The 17181-nt window shown below is 57.6% G+C and carries 10 protein-coding genes and 1 pseudogene; 7 read left to right on the forward strand and 4 right to left on the reverse strand.

Features of this window, described 5'->3' with window-relative positions:
• Window positions 1-9: 9 nt before the first annotated feature.
• Both QA640_RS09940 and QA640_RS09945 read right to left on the reverse strand, forming a co-directional pair.
• A complete protein-coding gene (locus QA640_RS09940) occupies window positions 10-1593 on the reverse strand; it encodes a serine protease (protein WP_283040504.1) in 1584 nt (527 codons plus the stop codon).
• A complete protein-coding gene (locus tag QA640_RS09945) occupies window positions 1590-3191 on the reverse strand; it encodes a hypothetical protein (RefSeq protein WP_283040505.1) in 1602 nt (533 codons plus the stop codon). The genes QA640_RS09940 and QA640_RS09945 overlap by 4 nt, the downstream gene beginning before the upstream one ends.
• Before the next feature lie 321 nt (window positions 3192-3512).
• On the opposite strand from QA640_RS09945, the pseudogene QA640_RS09950 reads away from it, so the two are divergent.
• Window positions 3513-4579: pseudogene (locus tag QA640_RS09950) on the forward strand (IS66 family transposase); the annotation flags it as partial.
• Window positions 4576-4827 carry a hypothetical protein gene (locus QA640_RS09955; RefSeq protein WP_283040506.1) on the forward strand — a complete coding sequence of 84 codons (252 nt, stop codon included), beginning with the start codon at window positions 4576-4578 and terminating at the stop codon, window positions 4825-4827. The pseudogene QA640_RS09950 and the gene QA640_RS09955, both read left to right, overlap by 4 nt.
• A gap of 196 nt (window positions 4828-5023) precedes the next feature.
• Here QA640_RS09955 and QA640_RS09960 read toward each other — a convergent pair whose 3' ends face one another.
• The gene (locus QA640_RS09960) at window positions 5024-5929 is read right to left on the reverse strand and encodes an ATP-binding protein (RefSeq protein WP_283040507.1); all 906 of its coding nucleotides are present in this window, start codon (window positions 5927-5929) and stop codon (window positions 5024-5026) included.
• Between the two features lie 688 nt (window positions 5930-6617).
• Here QA640_RS09960 and QA640_RS09965 point away from each other — a divergent pair.
• From QA640_RS09965 to QA640_RS09980, 4 genes are all read left to right on the forward strand, one after another.
• On the forward strand, window positions 6618-7232 hold the full coding sequence (locus QA640_RS09965; protein ID WP_283040508.1) for a response regulator transcription factor: 615 nt from the start codon (window positions 6618-6620) through the stop codon (window positions 7230-7232).
• 88 nt (window positions 7233-7320) lie between these two features.
• The gene (locus QA640_RS09970; protein WP_283040509.1) at window positions 7321-7689 is read left to right on the forward strand and encodes a response regulator; all 369 of its coding nucleotides are present in this window, start codon (window positions 7321-7323) and stop codon (window positions 7687-7689) included.
• Between the two features lie 89 nt (window positions 7690-7778).
• Window positions 7779-8780: a LysR family transcriptional regulator gene (locus tag QA640_RS09975; RefSeq protein ID WP_283040510.1), complete on the forward strand. Its 1002-nt coding sequence runs from the start codon at window positions 7779-7781 to the stop codon at window positions 8778-8780.
• A 612-nt stretch (window positions 8781-9392) separates the two neighbouring features.
• A complete protein-coding gene (locus tag QA640_RS09980) occupies window positions 9393-14795 on the forward strand; it encodes an AAA family ATPase (protein ID WP_283040511.1) in 5403 nt (1800 codons plus the stop codon).
• Between the two features lie 790 nt (window positions 14796-15585).
• Here the strand turns inward: QA640_RS09980 and QA640_RS09990 are convergent.
• Entirely contained in the window at window positions 15586-16203 is a 618-nt protein-coding gene (locus QA640_RS09990) for an NYN domain-containing protein (RefSeq protein WP_283042758.1), read from the reverse strand.
• A gap of 170 nt (window positions 16204-16373) precedes the next feature.
• Here QA640_RS09990 and QA640_RS09995 point away from each other — a divergent pair, with 170 nt between their 5' ends.
• A complete protein-coding gene (locus tag QA640_RS09995) occupies window positions 16374-16652 on the forward strand; it encodes a hypothetical protein (RefSeq protein WP_283040512.1) in 279 nt (92 codons plus the stop codon).
• Window positions 16653-17181: the final 529 nt, after the last annotated feature.

Raw genomic sequence — 17181 nt, forward strand, 5'->3', positions numbered from 1 at the left:
ACCACCCCTTTAGAGTCCGCGCACATCTCCGTAAGAGCCAGTCGAGCCGACCTGACCTTGCGGTCCAGGATCGCCTGCTGGACCAGTTGCTCCTGCATCTCCACCACCGCCACAGTGGCTACCGGCGCCAGCTGCGCCGCCGGATCCTTGGGCGCCGCCTCCCCCAGACGCGCCGCCTGGTCCTCCACGGCCGCCGGGAGCAACCAGAACCAGTTTCTTGTCAGCGACATAGTCTGCAAGCGAGGCCGAGTATGCAATTTGTCCTCCATCGCCGCCGCGGCCGCCGTTACCACCCTTACCGCCCGTGCCGCCCTTTCCTCCCGGCCCGCCGTTACCTGGAGATTTGCTACCGGCGCAGACGGCGTTGCCGCCACGGTTTCGGCCGGCGCCGCCCGCACCTCCTGGCCCACCTACGCCTCCGGGTCCTCCACGCCCGCCGGCTTCGCCATTGGCGAAAATCTCGAGCGAGGCGTCTGCTCCGAAGATTATATCGGCAACATCGAGCAGAAAGGCGCCACTCGCGCGGCCAGGCTGCCCGTCGCCTCCGGTCGACCCGGGGCCTCCCTGTAGACCGGGCCCACCGTTCTGTCCGTCGCCGCCCGCTTGGCCCCCTGGGCCGCCGGTATTGCCAGTTTGCCCCAAAGGCGCCGACGCATTTTCAGCGAATGACCGGAGCGTGACCTTCCCTGAGACGATCAACCTCTTGGCTGTCAGACGAAGGCTCCGACCGTCAAGAACATACTCGCCTTCGCGGATGGTAACCGTCTGATCGGGATATTGGAGTACGAGGGTGGAAGTCGAGCCGAGCGACCTCAGCCTGTCGGTTATATCGACCGGAGATCCGCCGCCGATGACCGAATCCGCTCCGACAGCGCAGTTCGACTCGCCGACTGACTTCGGGAGTAGTGCGGCGGCCTCTTCGATTCGGACGAATTCCGTATAGCTTTGAGATGCAAAACGTGGATTGTCCTCGCGGTTCACGGCGATCCCGACGACCTTACCGCTGATATCAATAGCAGGTCCGCCGCTCATTCCCTTTTCGGATATCATGTTTCCCCGGAAGTTCTGGGGCAATTCGCTGACCGCTGTCGTGCCGGGTTTCTCATCAGCGGACGAAGCGGCGCCCACGGAGAAACCGAGTCTATAGATGTCCGTGCCGCGGACCGTCTGCAGGGATCTACATTCGGCGCGAGCGAACCCGCCTCCTGTAATCTTTATCACCGCCACGTCGGAGGCGGGCAAGTCCTTAATTACGATCGCGCTTCTCCAACGATCCTCCAGTTCTCCGTAAGGGTCCGAAATCCGGACCTTGACCGTTCGCTTCAACAAGCCGTCAGTTTCGCCTTGTACCCATTCCGAGTTTGCACCGATCACGTGTGCTGCGGTCGCAATGAAGCCGTCGCTACTCAGGATCACGCCGGACCCGTACCGCTCAGGTTCTGCGTTGTCAGTTCTCGTGCCCTCAACTTTCACCTTCACGGTGTATTTCCGCGCCAGACCTACAGCACGGTCGAACGACTGAGTCTGAGATTCGGCCGCTCCGGCGAGGGCCAATCCGAAGGACAACGATAATAGCCAGGTTCGAGCGATCATTCTGCAACCCTGAAATCCCACGAGGCAATAACGTCTCTTTGTTGGGGGCGGCAACGAACTACGATCTTTGCATCTCCCGGATGCCGTGGAGCGCGAAAGCTTGCGGAGAACTTCTGAGTGTAGAAGTCGAGAGGCCCGTCCTTTGTTTGCTCCTTGTCGAATTCCGGCGCCCCTTGTGGGGCGAACCTGACGGAAGATTCGCCGTCGGGTGAAACCACGAGACCTTCGATCGGTATAGAACGCAGCACCGACGGATCCTGCATTTCCGACGAACTGCGGACGTAGAAGACTGCCGACATATCCTGCTCGGGAAAGTTCAGCCTTTCGGACCCGTCTATGGTTGCCCCATCGATTTCAAGGTCTCCCTTCGAAGTGGCGCATTTTGCCAAAGGCGCGCCGGCAATCACGTCTGGCGGCCCCCGGCGGCCAAGCGCGGCCTTGATCTGCTCGAAAATCTGAGGGTCGGACATGATGCGTTCGTGTAATCTAGCGCCAGGGAGCCTTCCAAGATCATTGTCGCGCATAGCGCTGTAGTCCATCACCGTGCCGTCACCCAGCCACGAGGGGACGATCTTCCTGATCAGATGATCAGGATCGGCATCTTGTCCGGGAGCAAGGTAAATCTGTTCCGGCGTCTCTTCCTTGACGCCGTATAGTCGGGCCGAAGTGGTCTGCGATGCTGCCGAGAGCGCCCGCAGTTTCAAAAGCGAGTCCAGCCTCTTGGCTAACTCGTCGCTTGGAACTCCACGCAACCAAGCAATGCTCTGCAAGTCGCCCGCTTTCCGCATGTCAAGCGCTTTTCCCGGCCTTCCCGATCCGAGAGCGCAGCAATTTCGATAGGTCGGCAACAACTCATACAATGACGGAAAACTCAGCACGGTCTCTCGAACTTGTTTCATCGAAACGAGCTTGCGCTGAATCCAACCCCAACCGATCTCGAGAGAGGAGAACAGTTTGACAGATCCCTGGAATGGCGTGGACACAGTAACGACACGGGCGATCCTTGGATTTGCTGAGTTCTGCAGAATTGTAATGATCAATCCACCCATGCTGTGGGCAACAACATCGAATTGATCAGATGGGCCGAGGTTCGCGAGGGCGGCATACTTCTCAATTTCCGCCTCGAGAATCTTGGCGTTTTCGAAATTGCTCAGCCGCCAATCATACGCAAACACGAACAGATTTTTGTCGCGCCTGTAACCTGCAGTATCCAGGGCCTTCAGGAAATCACCGTAGATGTCCTGTCCGAGCGGGCCGAAATAGACGAACTCATCAATTTCGCCGCAAGGCTTGACCACCACATCGGACGTCTTCCCGTCGGCATGTAATTTTAATTTCGGAAGAAGACTTAGTGCAGCTACAGATCCCCAAATCACGTGCTTCGGGTCGCCGTCCTGGCATAATTTGCTGCCGAATATTCCAGGAATAAAAATAAGCGGTCGATCCGCATTCTGCGCGGCGACTGGACCTAGGAGCCAGACCAGCAACATGGCGCCGAGTACTGAGGAAACTCGCAATCTCCCGCCGCTGACAAGCCTTTGGCTTAGAAAACGGAACGGCTCGAAAACGCAATTTCCGACAGAGCAATACCCCAGCATGCAAAACTCCGGCGAGGGCGACTACTACAACAACAGATTGCAGCTAATTTTAGCGTCGTGCAACCAGGTTGCATCAAAACGCGCATGGCGGCGCTCAATGCTAAATGTCGTCCTTGTGCGATAGCTGCCTGGCGCGCCATAGCGCCGCTTGAACGCGCGGGTATCGCTATCTAGACCGACTCGCCGGGGGGCATTGCGTCAACGCGATGCCATTAGGGGAGCGAGGAAAACTCCGGACGGCCTCCGGTTGCAGGCGAGCGCCGGAACGAGCCCCGTTCAACGAAATCATCGCGCGCTATCTCAAGGCGGTCGGCGATCCGCGGCCCGAGCCTGTTGGCAATGATCATGTTCGAGAAGCACGGCCAACATCAGCCCTCAAACCGTCATGCCGAGCGCTACGCCGTCGAAGGCGTGCCGATCGCGCTGTCGACCCTGGCGGACGCCGTGGGGTCGGTCTGTGCGGCGCTGGATCCCCTGCTGCGCCTGGTCGAAGCCCATGTCATGGCGGCCGAGCGCCTGCATGCCGATGATACGACGGTGCCGGTGCTGGCCAAGGGCAAAACCGATACGGCACGGTGCTGGATCTGCGTTCGGGACGCTCGGCCGTTTGGCGGCGCCGGGCCGCCGGCGGCGATGTTCTACTCCCGCGACCGTAGGGGCGAGCATCCCCAGGCGCATCTGGCGGGGTATGCCGGCATCCTGCAGGCGGACGCCTATGACGGGTACAACCAGCCCTATCTGGCGGGACGCCACCCTGGACCGATCCAGGAAGCGGCGTGTTGGGTCCATGCGCGGCGCCCGGTCTTCACCATGGCCGATATCGAAGAGAATGCGCGTCGCAAGGCCGCCGGCAAGAAGGAGATCCCGCTCTCGCCCATCGCGGTCGAGGTCGTGCGGCGGATCGATACGCTGTTCGAGATCGAGCGCTCTATCAATGGCAGGAGGCCCGAAGAGCGTCTGGAGATGCGACGGACGCTAAGCCGGGCCTCTGGTCGAGGGCCTGCAGGTCTATATGCGGGAGCAGCTCGCCAAGCTGTCCCGTGGGCACGGCCTGGCCAAGGCGTTCAACTACATCCTAAAGCGATGGGCGAGCTTCACTCTCTTCCTGGAGGACGAGCGGGTTTGCCTCTCCAACAATGCCGCCGAAAGAGGCTTGCGAGGCATCGCTCTTGGACGAAAATCCTGGTTGTTCTGCGGCTCTGATCGCGGCGGACGGCGCGCGGCGTCCATGTATAGCTTGATCATCACGGCCAAAATGAATGGCGTCGATCCGCAGGCCTGGCTCAGATATCCTTGCCCGCATCGCCGCCCACCCAGCTCACCGGCTGGACGAGCTTCTGCCCTGGAATTGGACGCCGGCATCAGCGTTCTCCGCTCGAGCGGCATGACCACGCACGTCAACAAGGTTCATCACGTCACCACCATCACCCAGGTCGCAAAGGACCTCGGCGAAGACGAGGACCGGCTGCGCGACATTGCCGTCGAAATGGAGATCGAGGACGGCCTGATCTGGGTCTATGGCGTCGGCAAAGATGGTGTTCAGGCGTTCACCGACTTTGGCATCGAAAACCTGATCGAGCTCGTCAGGTTCTACAAAGAAAACCCCAAGCTGCTCACGCGCTGGCAACGGGAATGATCCAACCAGCCTGCGGCCTACGCCGGATGCGTACAACTAAGGAGGCGGCCATGATGATCAAACTCGCTGCGTCGGCTGTTCTGTGCCTAGCGGTCGGCACCGCGTTGGCTCAGGACCCCAAGGCGCCATCGCCTTCATGGACGATATGCCCGACCGTCCTCCACTTGCCCTGCGGATCGGCCGCGCTGATGCCATTCTACGCGCAGGGAAATAGCATACGCACGATAGTTCCCTTGTTTTCCGCGCTCTGGATATTAATCGTTCCATTGCAGCGCTCGACGAGGCGTTTGACTTGCGTGAGGCCCAACCCTGTGCCTGTGCCGATTTCCTTCGTCGTGAAGTAGGGCTCGAAGGCTCGTTCGAGCACGTCCGGGCTCATGCCGGTCCCATCGTCGGAAACCGATATCTCGACCCAGGGAGCGTCTATCTGCACGCAGACGTTCCGCGCGCTAATACTGATCGTCCCACCTTCGGGCATCGCGTCGCTTGCATTCTTGCAGAGATTGAGGAGTGCAAGATGGAGCTCCTCCGGATCAGCTTGGAACTGCCCGAGGCCCGGGTTGATGTGCGTGTCGACAACAACGTCAGCGCGTAGCGTCTGGTCGACCAGATCACCGATGTCCACGATATGGTCATGGGAGACGGTCCGAGCTGTGCTGCAATACGGACGGTTGCTGTCCAGCAGTTTGCGGCTGAGCGACGCGCCGCGCTGGACTGCGCGGCGGAGCCTTTCAATGATCACAGCGCGATCTTGCGCGTCAGTCTTTACATCAAGCAGCCGCAGGCCTCCATCGATAACTGCCAAGAGATTTGCGATGTCATGGACGAAGATCTTCGTGGTGTCTCGATCGATGTCTGCGGGCCCGCAGATCGGAATATCGTTGGAAATGATTTTGCACAGGACGCTGGTGGTCTCTCCATCTGCTCCTTGCAAAGGGATCTCCGCCCGACCATTGCGGACATTTGCAGATGTCGCCTCTGTCACGGCGGAGAGATCTATCGCGAACGCTCCGTCTCCGATAGGAACAGCGGCCGCATCTGGTAGCGAAAGAATAGCTCCCAGTGCTGACTTCAACGTTTCTCGCAAGCTCACGACCGACATTCGCGTCTCCCTCAAGTTCTCGTCACAGCGCCGACATGCGACACCGCGACGAGAACGACTTTGGACCGATTTGGAGACATCGGTCGCCATAAGTTCTATATCCCTACGTTATCGCGGCCCCTCGCGAGGCGCGGGTCCGACTTCGCGACACTCCTTACAGTCAATCGACCTTAAGGGAACAGCCGCGCCCGATTAGACGCCGGACGAGCGCGGTATCCTCGAAACACAATAGCGATAGGTCAGGGCGCACGCGAGCGCGGCCATAACGGCGGTGAAGATGCACGCCTCGCTGAAGTCAGATGCGTATGAGGTAAGCCCGGTGATCTTCAACGTTGATCTCAGTTGCATGTGATGGTCATCAACAGGCCCGCGAGCTCTTCGGACGTGACTCTCTTGGGCATCTATGGCTGTCGGAGATGACCTAGGAACGCTATCCTCTAACCGGACGTCCTGTGGCGGCGCCCGCCGGGATATTGGGATGCTGGATGATGGAAAATTGCGTTCCGTCCGCGTTTCAGCAGCGGCACTACATCCATTCCCATTGGGAATTGACTCGATGCCTACCAATGTCTCCCAACAAAATGATAGAGGGGACGAGCGCGTCGGATCGACCGGAAGCCGAAGCTTGGGGACCATAAGCGGTGAACGTGACCGAAGGGCAACCGCTTGCTCTGAAGACGAAATAGCTATGTTGGGCGACGCTATCGTCCATGTCGTCGACGACGACGACCTCATGAGACATTCGATCGACGATCTTCTGCGATCAGTCGGTTACACCGTGAAGCTCTACGGTCGTGCGGAGGACTTTCTTGCTGCCGATCTAGCTGATGTCCCTGGCTGCGTGATCATCGACGTCAGGATGCCGGGGCCCAGCGGGCTCGAACTGCAGGCGTCGCTCGCTCAGCGTAATAACCGTTTGCCAATTATCCTGATGAGCGGCTATGGCGATATCCGCATGTCAGTTCAGGCGATGAAGGCGGGCGCTGTTGACTTCATCGAAAAGCCTTTTCGGGACCAGGAGATGTTGGAGGCAGTTGCCAACGCCATCCGAACGTGGAAGCCGCCATCGGCGGCGCCGGACCGGCTGTCGGAATTGCGCAAACGATACGAAAGCCTGACCGCACGTGAACGCGAGGTCATGGCGCTAGTGTGCGCAGGCCAAATGAACAAGCAAATCGCGGGCGCATTAGAGATCCAGCAGACCACCGTGAAATTTCATCGGAGCGCGGTCATGATGAAGATGATGGCCAGCAGCCTCGCGGAATTGACCCGGATGGCGGCACTTCTGGAAGGCGAGGAGTAGGTGCTCATCGATGCCTGTCCAAAAGGACAGGACTAACCTCAGCCGAGGGAGAGTAGGCGAGCGCGTCGAATAGGCGCAGTTTCGCTTCATGAACAAGAAAGCTCTCATCTGCGTCGTCGATGACGATGCCCTCCTCCGGGAGTCGCTGAATTACCTGCTGCGTGCTGCTGGCCACGAAGTAGCCTGCTTCGGGAGCGCCGAGTCCTTCCTCGATTCCGAGGAGAGCGAGCGCTGTGACTGCGTGGTCGCGGACATCGATATGCCGGGGCTGTCCGGTATCGATCTGGTCGAGCGCGTCGTCGAGATGTCGGATCCACCTAAGGTCATTCTCATTACCGGGCGCCCTGAGGAGTCGTGGCGCGAACGCGCGATGTACTCCGGAGCGGCCGGGTTTTTCAGAAAGCCAATCGAGACGCAATCGCTGCTCGACATCGTTCAACGGAGTGTTGCCGCATGACGGACGTCCAGCCGGATCTCGTTGACGAACGAAGTCCCCTGACGAAAGCCGGCTTGACGGGCTAGCTGACGAAATAAGAAGGAGCCACCATGGAATTCCACCAAATTCGGTATTTCGTAGCCCTTGCCAAGTGCATGAATTTTACTCGGGCGGCCGAACAGTGCAACGTCTCCCAACCTGCGCTGACCAAGTCAATTCAGAAGCTGGAGTACGAACTTGGTGGGGCACTGGTTTTCCGTGAAAGGCACCTCAGCCAGTTAACAGACCTTGGAAAGCTAATGCTGCCCGCGCTGGAGCGGACGCTGCTCGCCGTCGAGGATGCTCGCGCCAATGCTAAGAAATTCAAGCGGAAGAAGGTCGCCACACTCCGGGTGGCCCTGACACCGATGATCTCGGCGTCGATCCTGGCGCAACCGATCGCCGCGCTCACGACCCAGCTACCGGGCCTCCAAGTCGATCTGGTCGATGCTGAATCCTCTAACGTCTTCGAAGGCTTACTGAACGGCGACGTCAGCGCCGCTCTGGGTAGCAGCTGCATTGGGCCAACGCCCGAACGCATCGAGCGTTTCAGCTTATTCCGCGAGAGAGTCTTTGTCGCATGCGCCGAGGGGAGCCGGATGGCAGAGGAGGCCACCGTTAGCCTGAAGGATCTGCGGTCCGCAAAATGGCTTGAAGCGATTGACTGCGAGATCTACCGTGCGTTCCGCGAGCAGCTGTGCGAGGGGCAGGTCGCACAGCCCGGGCACCGCGCGCAAGGGCTGCAGCACCTGCAGCACCTAGTTAGCGCAAACCTTGGCGTTATGCTAACCCCGGAGCACGCGCCAGCACTGCCGGATGCTGTCGTCCGTCCTATCGCGGACTTCGACTTCAAACACACTGTTGAGCTCTTTGTTGTCGGGGGACGTCAATATTCGCCTGCGCTCGACGCTTTCATAAAGATTTGCAGGCGATTCGATTGGCAGACGCTGCTGACAAAGGCGCAGGCGCGGATCGCGCCAAACACAGGTCCGTTCACCGCCATGCCCCGACGTCAACGTGACCCGGAAGTCGTCCGCATCACCGCTCAGGGTAGAGCGACGCACGGCCTCTAGCGCTATAGCCTCGTCGCTATCGTTTCGATACGACTGCCCGTCATGCGGCCCGTTTCCCGACTTCCGTCCACTGGCGGAGTACGAATTCCCGCTCACATATTCGGATTGCGGCGTAGACGCGCTACGAGCCCCCTTAATTGTTCCAGCGACTTAGCCGCTTGTCATGGCGCCGGCTGTGGGTGGTGCGGAAACGGCCTCAAAATGTGACGGAAAGAGTGGGGTTCGCAAGCTACTAGATCGACCCAGATGATATCAGGCGTTCCTGCAACTGGACCGGTTTAGAGAATAACGCAGGAGGTCCGGGTGGTCAGCCAACAACCCGCCTGGTGATGCGAAACATACTGTCATCGATTCCATAACCAATGGGAAGTTGCAGTCCGCGGAGCCCAGGCCGTCTCCTACGCGGTACAGCTCTGGCTTGGCCTCTACGGCAACGCCTCCGATGGCCGTGGACCGATGATGAGTTAATCTCTTGAACGAACGAGATCGACAGTGAGAAACAATGGAATAGATGTCCTATGGAGAGATGGCGAACGCATATTCTGTCGAGAATGGCGAACAAACAGCAATGGCGAGCAAACGAGCGTTTTCACCGTTAGCAACTTGGCCGCGATGCCATCCGCTGACAGCCTGGCCCGTCTCTCTCATGAATATGGATTAAAAGATCGGCTTCACGGCGCATGGGCGCTTTGCCCTCTCTCGCTCGTCAATCGAAGTGGGCGCGTTGCATTGCTCCTCGAGGACAATGGCGAGGAACCTCTCGAGGCTCTGCTCGGGACACCATTTGAGCTTGGCCGCTTCTTGCGGCTCGCCATCAAGTTGACTGAGGCGCTCGCTGGTGTTCATCAACAGGGGCTCGTCCATAAAGACCTGAAGCCCGTGCATATTTTCATTGCGCTCGGCGAGGAGCATGTGCGGTTGACCGGATTCGGAATCGCGACACAGCTACAGCGCATGCGTCGTATGTCCGAACTGCCCGAATATGTCGCGGGCACTCTTGCCTACATGGCGCCCGAACAAACTGGCCGCATGAATCGTTCCGTTGATGCGCGTAGCGACTTGTACTCGCTCGGTGTGATCCTCTATCGCATGCTAACGGGTACGCTCCCATTTATCGCGTCAGAACCTGGCGAGTGGATTCACTGCCATATAGCGCGAACGCCAGTACCTCCAGAACAGGGACTAGCTGACATTCCGGCCCAAGTTTCGGATGTCATCATGAAGCTGCTCGCGAAACCCGCGGAGCATCGATACCAGACGGCAGTCGGTCTCGAACATGACCTACGGCGCTGTCTTGTGGAATTTGAAACGAATTACCAGGTTGTTCCGTTTCCGCTAGCCGAGCTAGATTTATCAGACCGTCTGCTCATCCCTGAGAAGTTATATGGCAGAGAGGAGCAAATCGGAACGCTTACGACGGCTTTTGATCGCGTCGTCCGGAGCGGCACTCCCGAGCTGGTACTGGTATCCGGTGGCTCCGGTATCGGCAAGTCTGCGATTGTTGGAGAACTACGTAAGGTCCTGATGTCAACGCACGCGCTATTTGCATCAGGAAAGTTCGACGAGCGGAGGCGAGACATTCCGTACTCGACATTGGCACAGGCCTTCCAGGGGCTTGTACGCCAATTGCTCGGGAAAACCGAGAACGAGTTACGAGGATGGCGCAACGCTTTTCTGGAATCAATCGGACCAAACGGCAGGCTCATTACCGATCTCGTGCCTGAACTCGAGCACATTATCGGTCAGCAACCGGTAGTACCAGAACTCCCTCCTCAACAGGAAAAAGGTCGCTTTCAGCTTGTATTTCGTCGGTTCGTCGCGGTTTTTGCGAGACCGGAACATCCGCTAGTGCTTTTTCTCGACGATCTGCAATGGCTCGATGCTGCAACGCTGGACCTCATTGAGGATATGACAACGCGGCTAGACCCGCGTCATATGCTTTTAATCGGTGCCTTCCGCGAAAATGAGGTCGACGCGCTTCATCCGCTTTCACGGACGCTGAAATCAATGAGCGATGCAGGAACCGCAGTCACTGAGATTCGTGTCGATGCCCTTGAGCACCATCATCTAGCGCAGTTAATAGCGGATGCGCTGCACTGCGGTCTCGAACGCGCCGCATCGCTTGCGCGCCTAGTGCATACGAAGACTAATGGTAATCCATTCTTCGTGGGTCAGTTCTTGAATGCTCTGGTCGATCGCAACGCTATTGTTCCCGATCGCGCTTCGGGATGTTGGCATTGGGATGTCGAAAAGATTCAGGCGTCGCGGCACACGGAGAACGTCATTGAACTGCTGGCCGAAAAAATCAAGCGTCTTCCGGACTCGTGCAAGGAGGCGCTACAGGAGCTTGCATGTCTGGGCAACACGGGAGATGTTCTGGTCATTTCCAGAATTCGACAGTTAACTGAAAAAGATGTGGATGCGGATCTATGGGAAGCATGCCAGTTGGAACTTATAGAACGCTTGCCGGATAAGTACCAGTTCGTCCACGATCGGATACAGGAGGCCGCGTACTCGCTCATACCCGAGCAAACACGCGCACAGAAGCACCTGCAAATAGGAAGGCTTCTCGTTGCACATACTCCCGCGGCGCATCTCGAGAAAGCGATCTTCGACATAGTCGGGCAACTCAATCGGGCCAGTCATATCGTGACGGGCGAGGAACGCGAGCGACTGGCTAACCTTAATCTGATCGCCGCCCGGCGTGCCAAAGCATCGTCAGCTCACACTTCTGCACTTAAATACCTCATCGCGGGGGCCGCTCTATTGGAGGAGAATAGTCAGCTTCGTCTACGCGATTTGATATACGCACTCGAATTCGAGCGTGCAGAATGCGAATTTCTGACGGGTGAACTACTGGCCGCGGACGCGCGCCTCGAGAGGTTGAACATCCTTGCCGTCGGTACAAAAGAGCGCGCCGCCGTCACCTGCCTGAGGATGGATATTTGCACCGCAAATGGCCAGAGCGATTGTGCGATTGCTATCGCGCTGGACTTCCTGGCGCACGAAGGCATTCACTGGTCTGCCCATCCTGCGGACGAGGAGGTGCGCCGGGAGTACGACCAGATCCTGCATACTCTGAACAGCCGGCCTATTGATGAGATCCTCAGAGCCCCATCCATGGAGGATTCAACATCGCTGGCTGTCATGGAAGTATTAATCAAGGCGCAGACGCCTGCCATGTTCACGGACCTGAACCTCGCGTCACTAGCAGTCTGCAGGGCAGTAAGTATCAGTCTCGCGCATGGCAATAGCGATACGTCGTGTTTTGCCTATGTAATGTTCGCGCGCGTTGCCGGCCCACGTTACGGCCATTACGACGCGGGCTTCCGGCTTGGTCAAGTGGGATTCGACCTCATCGAACGGCAGGAAAACAGGCGATTCCGTGCGTCGACGATTTTGGTGTTTGTGTTCACCGGCCTCCGCTGGATCAAGCACGTTCGGTCGAGTAATGCCTTGATCCACCGCGGTTTCACGGATGCAAACAATATTGGAGACCTGCTGTATGCCTCGTACGCTCGGAACAACCTGAATTCGCATCTTCTCTTTGCCGGCGACCCATTGGACCATGCCGAGCGCGAGGCCGAGTGGGGACTCCATTTCGTGCGAAACGCCCGCTTTGGGCTGGTCGAACACATCATCGCGACTCAACTTGCATTGATCAAGGCGTTACGCAGGTCAGGTAAACAACCTGCTTCCCTCGGCTATGAGGACATGGACGAGCACCAGGTCGAGCAATACCTTTCGAACAGCCCTGCCTTGGCTATCGCTCAGTGCTGGTACTGGATTCGCAAATTGCAGCTGCGTTATCTGATCGGGGATTATACGGCCGCGATCGATGCGCTATCAAAAGCACGCACGCTGCTATGGACATCCCCGCTTTTTCTCGAGGAAGCGGACTTTCATTTTTATGCGGCGCTTGCGCTCTGCGCGTCCCTGACCGGTAAGCCGATCGAAGAACGGCAGCAGCTGTGCGAAACAATTGCTGCTCATCATCATCAGCTTGAGATCTGGGCGCGGAATGGACCGGAAAACTTCGAGGATCGGGCCGCGCTCGTCGGTGCGGAGATAGCGCGCCTCGAGGGACGAGACCTCGACGCGGAACGCCTTTTCGAAAAGGCGATTCGCGCCGCGCAGTTGAACGGCTTTCCGCACAACGAGGGCCTTGCCAGCGAACTCGCTGCGCGCTTTTACACTGACCGCGGCGTGGAGATTGTCTCACACGCCTATCTGCGCAACGCCCGCTGCTGCTACCTTCGTTGGGGTGCCAACATCAAGGTCCGGCAGCTCGAGGAGTCGCATCCGCATCTAGTTGCACACGAAACCATCACCTCACTCGACACTACTTTCGGCGCGACTGTCGAAAGTCTGGATCTCGGCACTGTGCTTAAGATGTCAAAAGCGCTATCAGTCGAAATGGACTTCGAGAAATTGATCGACACGATCATGCGAATGGCGATGGAGCATACCGGTGCTGCACGTGGTCTGCTGATGCTTTGGCGAAAGACGGGTTTAAATGTCCAGGCCGAAGCCGTCACCTCGAGCGACTCGGTCACGGTGAGGCTCTGTGATGAGCCCATGAACGATACGACCTTGCCCGAATCGGTTCTCAATTACGTTGCGCGCACAAGGCGCAATGTTTTACTCGACGATGCTGTGTCGGACGTTTCGTTTTCCGCCGACCCTTATATTAACGCGCACCAAGCACTCTCGGTGTTGTGCCTTCCGCTGGTCAACCAAGCCAATCTGATCGGAGCCATATACCTCGAAAATCACCTGGGCCCGGGAATCTTCGCATTTAGCCGGATTCCCGTGCTCAAGCTGCTTGCATCGCAGGCGGCGATCACGCTGGAGAACGCCCGGCTGTACCGCGATTTGTTCGAACGCGAAAGCAGGATCCGGCGTCTCGTGGACGCCAATATCATCGGAATTTTCATTTACGGAAGCCAAGGCACCATCACTGAAGCCAATGACGCATTTCTTCAGATCGTCGGATGCGACCGCGATGACTTTCAGTTCGGCGAAGTGCGGTGGACAGATCTGACTCCTCCGGATTGGGCCGAACGTGACGAGCAGATTTGGGATTCCAAGCTGAAACGCGACGGAACGTTACCTCCATTCGAGAAGGAGCTTTTTCGCAAAGACGGCCGCCGTGTCCCGGTATTGCTGGGCATCGCCAGCTTCGAAGGGAGTATGGACGAAGGTGTTGCCTTCGTGCTGGACCTGACTGAGCAAAAGCGCGCTGAAGCTGAAGCCAGCGAAAGCGAGTTGCGATACCGGGAAGTGCAATCGGCGCTTGCCCATGCAAACCGGCTGACGACAATGGGGCAACTCCTGGCGATGATCAGTCACGAGGTGAAGCAGCCTCTCGCCGCGACTATCACACTTGCGGACGCGGGGCAGCGCTTTTTGGGTGGCGCCGATCCGAAAGTCGACGAGGCACGTCAGGTATTCTCCCGTATCCGACAGGGCGGAATTCGGGCGAACGATGTCCTTGATCGCATTCGCAGTCTGGTCAAAAAAGCACCGCAGCAAAAGGAGACACTTGATATTAATACGGCAATTCACGATGTCGTCGCCCTTTCACGGGCGGAAGCGAGTCGCAAGGGCGTTATTATGCAGACGCAACTCTGCGAGACGCTACCCCTCGTTGAAGGAGATCAGGTTCAACTGCAACAGGTCGTGCTAAACCTCGTATTCAATGCAATCGAGGCGATGAGCGAAAATTATGACGGTCCGAGGGATTTGGTCATTAGTACCAGTCGGCGCGACGATGAAAGTGTTACCGTTGCTGTGAGCGATACGGGCCCCGGTGTCACCCAAGCGGACATTGAGCGGATCTTTGAGCCGTTCTACACGACAAAAACATCGGGCATGGGAATGGGTCTGTCAATTTGCCGTTCAATCGTGGAAGCGCACGGGGGAATGTTGCGCGCATTCACTAATGCGCGACGAGGCGTAACTTTTGAAGCTTCCATACCCACGAAGAAGGTCGTGTCCCCGGTGATGGTGTAGCTCGGTAGAGCAAAGCCGTCCGCACGCGCGCCCTCCCATGGAGCCTAGCGGGGGCAGCTTTGCGGTGGTCACCGGCAGTTTGCCGGTAGGGTCAGGTCGCTGACACCAACCTGATTCGAGGAACCACCGATGAACGATGAGATGATGAACCCCCGCGCGCTCGTAGAGAAACCCCTGATGCGGAGCTGCTGAGCGAGATGATCGGCTTTGCTGCCCAGCGCAATGTGGGATCGCGCGCGGCGCTCCCACTGTCGATGATCGGGTGGATCTAGCGAGGTGCTCGAGCTCACCGGGGATTGCGACCGTCTGTTGCCGAGCGCCGCTTGCCCTTTTTGACTCTCCCTTAGTATGTCGTGCTCGCCCGCGAGGGAAGCTCCGCTCTTCGCGTGCGTGTTGCGCGCGCCGTTCCCTGCGGGTGCTCGCGACATTGCCTTTTCGGGTCGGAAAGTCCCTTCTCCCCCTTCGTCTTGTTCTTGTGCCGTATGAAGCGGACCTCCAGCTCTTCGCCGTTCAAGCGGACGAGTTGACATCGCCGATAGGCGAGCCTGGTGGACGAAAGCAGAAGAAAGAATTCGCTCAGTGTAAGTCCTTCAATCGACGCTTGAATTTGGAGTCTCGCACCGCGTTGTGAAACATCTTTAAGGCTACGCGTGCGACGCCAGGTGCCGTCGATAGCCATCATGTGTACCGGGTGCTCGAAAATGACCCGTCGGCCTTGTTGTTCTTTTTCTCCAGCCATGGATGGTCCGAAACAGATCTTCTTTGTACTTCACCCGATTCCGCGGGTTCGCTATTCATCGTTATCATCACTCGACCGCCCGATCGCGCGCTGCATCAACCGTGGCGCTTGATCCCGCGCAATACGAGATAGTGCTCGTTCGGAACGATCGCGCCCGATCCTTGACTGCAGTTCCCTTATATCGCAAAAGACGTCGGCCTGCCGTCGCAACTCATCGGCGATCATTGACGGTTGAGTAGCGAGGCTGGATACGACGGTAACACGGACGCCGTGACGCTGCACCGCCTCTACCAGCGGACGAAAGTAACCGTTTCCCGAGCATAACACCATTTCGTCGATGCGATCTGCGAGCTCCATCGCGTCAACCGCAATTTCAATGTCAATGTTGCTTTTGACATTGCGACGGCCGCTCGCGTCTACGAATTCCTTCGTGGCCTTCGTCACCACGGTAAATCCATTGTAGTTCAGCCAGTCGAGCAGCGGGCGCACGGACGAGTATTCCTGGCTCTCAATGATCGCGGTGTAATAGCACACGCGCACAAGCGTCCCCCAGCTCTCGAATTCCTTAAGCAGGCACTTGTAATCGATATCGAAGCCAAGCGCTTTTGCGGTTGAGTGAAGATTGGAACCGTCAATGAACACCGCGATCTTGTTGGAGCTGGAAGCCATTAAGGTGTGACCTGCGTTCATCATGCTAGGCTGGAAGGTGCCCGCGGTTGAAGCGGGACGAAACACCGAGTCAGTTGATCTAACATCATCAGGAAAATGTTGTCGTCAGGCGGTGAATCAAATGCGAATACCTCTCTCATCTTTTTTTTGGTGCGAAAACGTACACTTGGATGTCCGATCATTCGGAAGGTATCGGGACGTCCAACCTGATGTATGAGATCCGCAACAGATTACTTCGTCTGCTTCCACCTGATGAACTCAAGAGCGTTCTTTTGCTAGCTGAGGAGGTGCTGCTGGCGAAACGCCAAGTTCTTCATCGCTACGGCGTTCGCATGCAGCAAGTCTATTTGATAGAGACTAGCCCAGTGTCGGTCGGTGCGAAGGTGGGACCGCAAGAGTTCGTCGAGGTGTGGTTGATCGGTTCGGAAGGGCTCGCCGGAATACATTGAGTGGGTGGGAGAGGTTTCGGATCACCCAGGCCGGAATTACCGCTGCGGCGGTGGTGTGAGTTGAACCACAGGGTAAACAACGAACTCACCAGTTCTATCTGTATGGCTTCGGGGAGTGGTGGGGGGATGATTGGCAGTCCGCGCTCCGTCAAATGGATGAAGCGTGCGGCCGACATGCTCGCTGTGAGAATATTTTCAGTTAAGTAGATCGCGCCGTCGATTATGGGAGCTGCAGCAGCTTTCTCCGCGCCTTTCGTCAAGTGTATGGACAGGTCGCGGGAGAATCTGAGCGTGATGGACAGAACTCTGATTGAAGATGCGCGAGGTGGCAACAGCAGCCGCAGCAGCCAAAACCGCCGCGATGCGATCGCATCTGAATTGAGATCGATGATAAATGGTTATCGGATAGATGATCACAGGGCATTTCCCTTTATCCGGCGGCGGCGACACCCTCAAACTTGTTCGCAGAGTGTGCGCCATTGCTTACGCGGCACTCCGACTCGAATAATGTCCACGATCAGGAGGCCAT

The sequence above is a fragment of the Bradyrhizobium sp. CB82 genome (assembly GCF_029714405.1).
Taxonomy (GTDB): domain Bacteria; phylum Pseudomonadota; class Alphaproteobacteria; order Rhizobiales; family Xanthobacteraceae; genus Bradyrhizobium.

What these genes read in the sequence shown, in the direction of transcription:
- QA640_RS09940 (WP_283040504.1), bottom strand. Translation starts at nt 1,593, where the DNA reads ATGATCGCTCGAACCTGGCTATTATCGTTGTCCTTCGGATTGGCCCTC.
- QA640_RS09945 (WP_283040505.1), bottom strand. Translation starts at nt 3,191, where the DNA reads ATGCTGGGGTATTGCTCTGTCGGAAATTGCGTTTTCGAGCCGTTCCGT.
- QA640_RS09955 (WP_283040506.1), top strand. Translation starts at nt 4,576, where the DNA reads ATGACCACGCACGTCAACAAGGTTCATCACGTCACCACCATCACCCAG.
- QA640_RS09960 (WP_283040507.1), bottom strand. Translation starts at nt 5,929, where the DNA reads ATGTCGGTCGTGAGCTTGCGAGAAACGTTGAAGTCAGCACTGGGAGCT.
- QA640_RS09965 (WP_283040508.1), top strand. Translation starts at nt 6,618, where the DNA reads ATGTTGGGCGACGCTATCGTCCATGTCGTCGACGACGACGACCTCATG.
- QA640_RS09970 (WP_283040509.1), top strand. Translation starts at nt 7,321, where the DNA reads ATGAACAAGAAAGCTCTCATCTGCGTCGTCGATGACGATGCCCTCCTC.
- QA640_RS09975 (WP_283040510.1), top strand. Translation starts at nt 7,779, where the DNA reads ATGGAATTCCACCAAATTCGGTATTTCGTAGCCCTTGCCAAGTGCATG.
- QA640_RS09980 (WP_283040511.1), top strand. Translation starts at nt 9,393, where the DNA reads ATGCCATCCGCTGACAGCCTGGCCCGTCTCTCTCATGAATATGGATTA.
- QA640_RS09990 (WP_283042758.1), bottom strand. Translation starts at nt 16,203, where the DNA reads ATGGCTTCCAGCTCCAACAAGATCGCGGTGTTCATTGACGGTTCCAAT.
- QA640_RS09995 (WP_283040512.1), top strand. Translation starts at nt 16,374, where the DNA reads ATGTCCGATCATTCGGAAGGTATCGGGACGTCCAACCTGATGTATGAG.